Source organism: Sphingorhabdus sp., assembly GCF_040079335.1.
GTDB lineage: Bacteria > Pseudomonadota > Alphaproteobacteria > Sphingomonadales > Sphingomonadaceae > Sphingorhabdus_B.
Genome location: NZ_JBEBKL010000071.1, coordinates 1 through 7,504 on the forward strand (window position 1 = coordinate 1; position 7,504 = coordinate 7,504).

At 59.4% G+C, this 7,504-nt stretch carries 9 protein-coding genes; 2 read left to right on the plus strand and 7 right to left on the minus strand.

The window, feature by feature from the left end:
* Nucleotides 1-132: 132 nt before the first annotated feature.
* A complete protein-coding gene (locus ABL922_RS13605) occupies nucleotides 133-438 on the plus strand; it encodes a conjugal transfer protein TraD (RefSeq protein ID WP_349024754.1) in 306 nt (101 codons plus the stop codon).
* Nucleotides 439-460: 22 nt separating this feature from the next.
* Nucleotides 461-688 (plus strand): conjugal transfer protein TraD, encoded by a 228-nt coding sequence (locus ABL922_RS13610; protein WP_349024755.1) that lies wholly within the window; start codon nucleotides 461-463, stop codon nucleotides 686-688.
* A gap of 30 nt (nucleotides 689-718) precedes the next feature.
* Here ABL922_RS13610 and ABL922_RS13615 read toward each other — a convergent pair whose 3' ends face one another.
* The 7 genes from ABL922_RS13615 to ABL922_RS13645 form a co-directional block, all read right to left on the minus strand.
* Nucleotides 719-1,054: a single-stranded DNA-binding protein gene (locus tag ABL922_RS13615; RefSeq protein WP_349024756.1), complete on the minus strand. Its 336-nt coding sequence runs from the start codon at nucleotides 1,052-1,054 to the stop codon at nucleotides 719-721.
* A gap of 252 nt (nucleotides 1,055-1,306) precedes the next feature.
* Complete coding sequence (locus ABL922_RS13620) at nucleotides 1,307-2,233, minus strand: cation diffusion facilitator family transporter (RefSeq protein ID WP_349024757.1); 927 nt, start codon at nucleotides 2,231-2,233, stop codon at nucleotides 1,307-1,309.
* Complete coding sequence (locus tag ABL922_RS13625) at nucleotides 2,230-2,580, minus strand: YnfA family protein (protein ID WP_349024758.1); 351 nt, start codon at nucleotides 2,578-2,580, stop codon at nucleotides 2,230-2,232. Before ABL922_RS13625 ends, ABL922_RS13620 begins: the two co-directional genes overlap by 4 nt.
* The gene (locus ABL922_RS13630) at nucleotides 2,577-2,717 is read right to left on the minus strand and encodes a hypothetical protein (protein ID WP_349024759.1); all 141 of its coding nucleotides are present in this window, start codon (nucleotides 2,715-2,717) and stop codon (nucleotides 2,577-2,579) included. Before ABL922_RS13630 ends, ABL922_RS13625 begins: the two co-directional genes overlap by 4 nt.
* Nucleotides 2,718-2,730: 13 nt before the next feature.
* A complete protein-coding gene (locus tag ABL922_RS13635) occupies nucleotides 2,731-5,976 on the minus strand; it encodes a CusA/CzcA family heavy metal efflux RND transporter (protein WP_349024760.1) in 3,246 nt (1,081 codons plus the stop codon).
* A gap of 1 nt (nucleotide 5,977) precedes the next feature.
* The gene (locus ABL922_RS13640) at nucleotides 5,978-7,159 is read right to left on the minus strand and encodes an efflux RND transporter periplasmic adaptor subunit (RefSeq protein WP_349024761.1); all 1,182 of its coding nucleotides are present in this window, start codon (nucleotides 7,157-7,159) and stop codon (nucleotides 5,978-5,980) included.
* A gap of 11 nt (nucleotides 7,160-7,170) precedes the next feature.
* Nucleotides 7,171-7,504: TolC family protein (locus ABL922_RS13645; protein WP_349024762.1), on the minus strand; the 334-nt coding region annotated here is incomplete at its 5' end.

Genomic DNA, 7,504 nt, shown 5'->3' on the forward strand with positions numbered 1-7,504 from the left:
ACGTATAAGCGCGCCCTCCCATGATAAAATCCTGCTCGGGACTAGGTGGTGTCAGACTGTCTCGACAACTCTACAGCAATAGGAGCGGCGCGATATTATGATGGCTGCATCAACTCTCAATGGAGACAGAAGATGCGCAAACCTCGTGATATTGATTCGGAACTAAAGGCACTTGCCGAAAGAACTAAGCAACTCAAAGAACGCCGCGTCCAGCAACTTGGCGAACTGGTCATTGCCACTGGAGGCGATGCAATGGACGCGGAAACACTCGCTGGTGCATTGCTATTCATAGTCGAAACCACCGATGCCGCAAAGAAGGAAAGCTGGCGCAAACGCGGCAACGCCTTCTTTCAAGGCTCGGCGCGAAAGCCTGGCGAAGGAATTGAACGCAAACGCGACGGCACTCGCACGTCTGACGGCAGCACGGCACCGGCTTGAGGCACGAAAGGCACGAACAGACATGCGCGAATGGCAGGTCAAGCGGCGCGAGCGCACACGGCAGCTGATCGAGTTGGGCGGGCTTGTCGTGAAAGCTGGTCTAGTCGAGCTGGCCGATGATGATCGCGCCACATTGTACGGAGCATTCCTCACCGTTGCGGCCAAGCTTCGCAGCGAAGATCGCGAACAGGCGCTCATGCTCTGGAAGCGCAAAGGCAAGAGGGCGTTTGAGGTGGAAACCGAAGCCTGAAGGCGGCGGCCTGAACCGCCGCCTCTTGGGTCAGCCGCGTTCTTCGTCAGTCGGCTTGCCGCTCGCTTTGGCGAGAATTGCGAAACCGTCGGCGATCATGTCCACACCATAGCGGGTCGTGCTTTCAGCTTCGTAGCTGGTTTGGCGAACGCGTCCGGTGATGCGAACGAGATCGCCTTTGTCTGCCTTGGCGAGACGGTCACGCAGCTTGCCAAAGAGCGTAACGCGGTTCCAGTGCGGGTCGGTCTTCCATTCGTCGCCGTCACGGCGATTGTAATTGGCGGCAACCGAAATGTGGGTGACTTCCTTGGCAGGGTCGATCTTGCCGATGCGCCCGATGATTTGAAATTCAGCAATGTTCTGCATTGTGGTTCTCCTGATCGCGTCAGGCGAAATGTCCTGACGGACATGGAAAAGGGCCGCGCGCTGCCCGCGCGCAAGCCAAAAGACGGAGGCTCCACCCGTGGAAACCGTAGGCGCTCGCGCCGGTTTTTTGCTTGCGCGCACAAGGGCGGCGCAAAGCGGCCAAACGTCCGTCGATCAAGGACATGCCTAACGCGGTCAGGCGGAAAGCAATGACGTCGCTCGTTGGCTATCCTCACCGGAGTTTGGCATTGGTCAGCGATGCAAACTCTCCTCATCGCCACACGGTTCGGTTTCGGTCTGGATTGTCGCATGATGAATGTCGAATTTGCTTTCGAGCATTTCAGCAAGAGCGCGTCGCGTTGCTTCCGCGTCGGCTCCTTCGGTTAATGCGACATGGGCGGTCAGGCTCGCGTCGTCACCGGCAACCGACCATAAATGAAAATCATGAACGCCGGTGACGCCCTCGACTTCGTTCATTGCAGTGCGGATCGCTCGGAGGTCAAACCCGCGCGGCACACCTTGCAGAAGAATATGTGTCGTGTCGCGCAGCAAGGTCCAAGTGCGCGGCAGCACCCATAAGCCGATGGCGATGGCAACGATGGGGTCGATCCAGTTTAGCTTCGTCACGTAAATCGCAATCGCCGCTCCGATCACGCCAATCGAGCCGAGCATATCGGCCCAGACTTCGAGATAGGCACCTTTCACATTGAGACTGTCGTCCTTGCCGCCTGCAAGGATACGCATCGAAATAAGATTTACGACCAAGCCAAGGCTTGCCACTATAAGCATTCCCACCGACTCAACGGGCCTTGGGTCGAAAAAGCGCTGAACACCCTCAACCAACACATAGCCCGCAACCGCAAAGAGCAGGATCGCGTTGAACGCGGCGGCCAGAATTTCAAACCGGCGATAGCCGAAGGTACGTTTGTCGTCGGGTGGGCGCTGACCGATTTTGACCGCCGCAAGCGCGATGGCGAGCGCGGCACTGTCGGTAAACATATGCGCCGCGTCGGAAAGCAACGCGAGGCTGTCGAACACAAACGCGCCGATAAGCTCTGCAATAAGGAATAGGGTGGTCAGCCCAAGTGCGATTGTGAGCCGTTTGGTGCTTGCGCCTGCGCCGTGATTGTGGCCAGCGTGTCCGCCCTTGCCGTGATCGTGTGAACTATCGTCCGTCATGCGCCACTTCCCCTCGGACCAAACATGATAAGCGCCGCACCCGCGAGACAGATTGCCGCGCCAGCAAAGTCCCAACGATCGGGTTTGACGCCCTCGACCATCGCAAGCCAGACGAGCGAAGCGCAGATATACACGCCGCCATAGGCAGCAAAGGTGCGTCCAGCCGCTTCGCTCTCGACCAGCGTTAGCATCCATGCAAATAGCGCCAGCGACAGTATCCCGGGCGCGAGCCAGAGCGGGGATCGGTCAAGACGAAGCCATGCCCAAAATGCAAAGCAGCCTGCGATTTCGGCCAGTGCTGCTCCAATGTAGATGGCGGCAGTCACCGGAATGGCGTTTGCAGTCATATCAACGCGTCGGTCGAGCGGCGGTGAAATATCCGCGCGACGCTCCGGTAGTTTTTCGTGACCATTTTGTCAGGTGTCCGGCTTTCAACAGTGAGGCGCTTCATCTCGTTTGCCTTCATCGCGGCTTGGCAGGGCATGTGAATTTACCTTTCATTTTGCTGGCAACTCGCTGCCTAGCGCATCAACATCGCTATAGTCGCCTTCTTCGTGATGTTTGTGCCGACCCTTGAGCAATAGCTGGCTGATCGCTGGCAGCACGAACAGCGTCAAAATCGTTGAAGTAATTAGCCCGCCGATGACGACGATGGCGAGCGGCTTTTGCACCTCTGCGCCTTGGCCGGTCGCGAGGGCCATCGGCACGAAGCCGATGGCAGGCACGATGCCGGTCATCAGCACAGCGCGAAAACGCTCTATCGAACCTTCGACGATGGCCTGCGCGACCGGCAACCCCGCTTCGATCCGCTGGTTGATTGCGGTCATCACGACAAGGCCGTTCAACACACCGACACCCGCCAGCACGATGAAGCCCACCGCCGCCGATACCGAGAAGGGCAGACCAGCCACCGCGAGCGCGAATACGCCGCCTGCCAAGCCTAGTGGTATCGCCGAATAGACCGCAATCGCCGGTCTGAACCCGCGCAAGGCGACAAACAGGATGCCGAATATTGCCGCAAACACGATGGGAATGACCAACGAAAGGCGCTGCGAGGCGGCCTGCAAATTCTCGAACTGCCCGCCCCATTCAATGGCGCTGCCGGGGGGCAACTCGACTTGGGCGGAAACCTTGCTTTGCGCTTCGGCGATAAAGCTGCCGAGATCATTCCCGCGCACGTTCGCCTGAACCACGACGCGGCGCTGGCCATTGTCGCGGCTGACCTGATTAAGACCTTCGGAAAACCCGAAGCTCGCAACTGCGCTCAGCGGAACCGATGCGCCCTCTTGCGGCAGCATCACCGGCAAAGCGCCCACAGCATCAAGATCGTCGCGGCCCGCATTGGGCAAGCGGACGACAATATCGAAGCGCCGGTCCCCCTCAAAGACAATCCCCGCCTCCCGCCCGCCAAGGGCTGCGGCCACGGTATCGGTCACGTCCTGCAAAGTCAGGCCGTAGCGAGCGATGGCATCACGGTCGAACTTCACGTCGAGTTGCGGGAAACCCTCGGTCTGCTCGACTTTGACGTCTGCCGCACCCGGAACTGTATTTAGCACCGCCGCAACTTTCGCACCGACCGCACTCATCACCTCGAGATCGTCGCCATACAGTTTGATCGCGATGTCACCACGCACGCCCGCTATAAGTTCATTGAACCGTAGCTGGATGGGCTGGCTGATTTCGAAGGCGCTGCCAACCAAAGGTTTGAGTTTGGCCTCAAGCCGCTCGATGACCTGTTCCTTACTGGTTATCCCAGACGGCCATTCATCCTTGGGTTTCAGAATCACGAAAGAGTCAGAGATATTCGCAGGCATCGGATCGGTGCCGACTTCCGCAGTCCCGGTCTTCGAGAACATATAGGCGACCTCGGGTAGCGTGATCGCCGCTTTCTCGATCTGGCGTTGCAGCGTCAGCGACTGATTGAGCGAAGTCGAGGGGATGCGGATGCCTTGCAGCGCAATATCGCCCTCGTCGAGCTGTGGGATGAACTCGCGGCCCAGAGTAAGGAAGGCCAGTCCCGCCAGCACGAACACGCCAATGCTTGCGCCAATCCACGGCCAGGGCCGCGCTACGGCCTTGTCGAGCAATGGGACGTAGCGCTCTTTGGCGAAGGCAATTGCCTTCACGTCCTTTTCAGCGACCTCGCCGCGAATGAGCAGCGCAACCATTGCTGGAACAAAAGTCAGCGAAAGGATGAACGCACCGCCCAAGGCCAGCATCACGGTGATCGCCATTGGTCCGAACATTTTGCCCTCGACGCCGGTAAAAGTGAGCAAGGGCGCAAAGACGAGGAAGATGATCGCCTGACCATAAATCGTGGGCCGCACCATCTCGCGCGAGGCCTCGAAGACCTCGTGCAAACGCTCGGTCAGTGTCAGCAATCGCCCTTCATGATGTTGTCGCTCCGCCAAACGTCGTAGGCAATTCTCGATGATGATGATCGAGCCATCGACGATTAGCCCGAAATCGAGCGCGCCAAGGCTCATCAGATTGCCCGATGTGCCGGTTGCATTCATGCCCATCGCCATCATCAGGAACGAGATTGGAATCACCAGAGTGGCGATCAGCGCAGCGCGGATATTACCAAGCAACCAGAACAGCACCGCGATAACCAAAAGCGCTCCTTCAAGCAGGTTCTTCTCCACCGTCCAGATCGTCGCGTTGACCAGTTTGGAACGATCCAACACGGTCTTTATCTTGATCCCCGGCGGCATGGATTTGGCGACCTCGCCCAATCGCTCGGCTACAGCATTGGCGACGATCCGGCTGTTGCCGCCTGCGATCATCAACGCGGTGCCGACGACAACCTCATTGCCATTTTCGGACGCCGCACCCGTGCGCAAATCGCCGCCGATGCGAACATTAGCCACGTCGCGCACCGCAACCGCAACGCCGCCGCGTGTGGTCACGGTCGCACGGCCGATTTCGTCCAATGTGCGGATGCGGCCATCGGCCTTGACCAGAAACGCTTCGCCACCGCGTTCGACGAAGTTTGCCCCGACCGAAATATTGGCCTTTTCCAACGCTTCGGCGAGTTCGGAAAACGAGATATGATAGGAAGCGAGCTTTGCCGGGTCTGGTTCGACCACGAACTGCTTTTCATAGCCGCCGATGCTGTCGATCCCGGCGACGCCCTGCACCGTCTTCAACTGTGGGCGGATTACCCAATCCTGCACGGTTCGCAGATAGGCGAGTTTCGACACGTCATCGGTTAGGAGATTGCCGTCTGTGGTGAGGTAGGAGCCATCGGGCTGGAAGCCGGGCTTGCCTGAAACCCTCGAATTCTTCGCCGTCCCTGACGGTTCATATTCGACGACATACATCAGCACTTCGCCTAGGCCGGTTGTCACCGGACCCATTTGCGGCTCGACGCCATCGGGCAAGCTTTCTTTCGCCTGTGTAAGCCGCTCGGCAACCTGCTGGCGCGCGAAATAAAGATCGACGCCTTCGTCGAACACGACCGTCACTTGGCTAAAGCCGTTGCGCGAAATAGAGCGCGAGCTTTCCAGACCCGGTATTCCAGCCATCGCGGTTTCGACTGGGAAGGTGACAAGCCGCTCCATATCGAGCGGACCGAGGGCGGGTGCCACGGTATTCACCTGCACCTGCTTGTTGGTGATGTCAGGAACGGCGTCGATAGGCAGCTTCAAAAGCTGCATCGCGCCAAAGGCCGAGATGATGAGCGTGACGACAACCACGCCCCAGCGAAAGCGGATCGCCGCATCGAGTAGTTTTTCGATCATCTCAATGCTCCGCCTCGCCCTTGCCGAGTTCGGCTTTGAGCAGGAATGCGCCGTTTGAGGCGATGACTGCACCGGGTTTCAGCCCTGTAACGATTTCAACGCGGCCCGCGCTGCGCTGGCCCGTGGTCACGTTGGTGGCCTGAAAACCTTTGGAGGTCTTTACGAACACAACGTCTTTACCCCCGACCGACTGCACCGCTTCTTCGGGGATGCCGATGCTCGAACTGGGCGCGGAATTGCGCGGCATGATCCGCACACGCAAACCCTGTCCCGGCGTAAGTTGGCCAAAGCCATCGGGAACCAGCACAATCGTCGCCGCCTTGCTTTCCGGGTCAAGGCTTGGTGTCGCGGCTCGAACGGTGGCGTTGACCGTCTCGCCCCCCAGCAACTCGATCACGGCGCGGTCACCGGGTTGGACGCGGCGGGCATCGGCGGGAAGCATCGACGCGTTGATCTGTATCTTGCGCGGGTCCGCGACACGGAAAAGCTCGGTGCCAGCCGCGACGTAGCTACCTAACGTGGCGTCGGCCTTGGTGATCCGACCGGAAATCAGGCTTGTCACGGCAAGAAATCGTCCATCACCGGTAATCTTCGCAGCCCCCGCCGCCGATTGGGTGCGCCGCGCTTCGGCCTCGGCTTCGGCTAGGACAGCCTGTGCCGCCTCTAAATCCTGTCGTGCGGTAACCCGAGCATCAAACAGCTTCTTCTCACGCGCATAAGCTGCGCGGGCGGCAATAAGCCGAGCAGAAGCGGAACTGCGCTCGGCAGCAATCGTGCCGGCATCGCGGCTTTCAAGATAGGCGACGGTCTCACCGGCGCTGACGCTATCGCCAAGCTGCTTGACAATCCGGGTCAGCGCCCCGTCGGCGCGCGCGGTCAGCACCGCTTCGCCACCGGGAGCGGCGGCAACGACGCCCTGCGCTATGACTTCCGCGCCAAGTCCTCCCGCTTGTGTTGCTTCCGTTGCAATGCCCGCTGCTTTTGCGCGTGCATCGTCCATTGCCACAAAGCCTTCGGCACCGTGATTCTCTTCCTCGCCATGCTCGCCTTCTTCGGCTTCGGCAGCGGCCGTCGTTGGGGGAGCAAAGATTGTGCGGCCAAGCATCACACCGCCGCCGCCCAGCACGAGCGCGGCTATCGCGGCCCCTGCAATCAATTTGTTCTTGTTGGTTTCGATTTCCATGATGATTTCCTTCACTGCGCATTCGCGCGGATGAGCGCAGCGAGTGCATTTGCACGGTCTAGCCGCGCCTGAATGAGATTGAGCTCTGCGGTGGTTAGCGCGTTCTGCGCATCGAGCAGTTCGAGAAGCGAGAATTTGCCTGCGTTATATCCGATGCGCGCCAGCCGAAGTGCTTCCTCGGCTTGGGCAATGCCGGGGCCTGCCAATGCCTCGTAGCGGACCTCAGCTGCCCCAAGCAGCATTCGGGCGTCATAGCGCGCCCGGTTCGCGTCACGCTGTGCGATCAACAAGCCCGAATCCGCTGCAATACTCTCCGACTGCGCGGCCTCGATATTGCCACGGTTG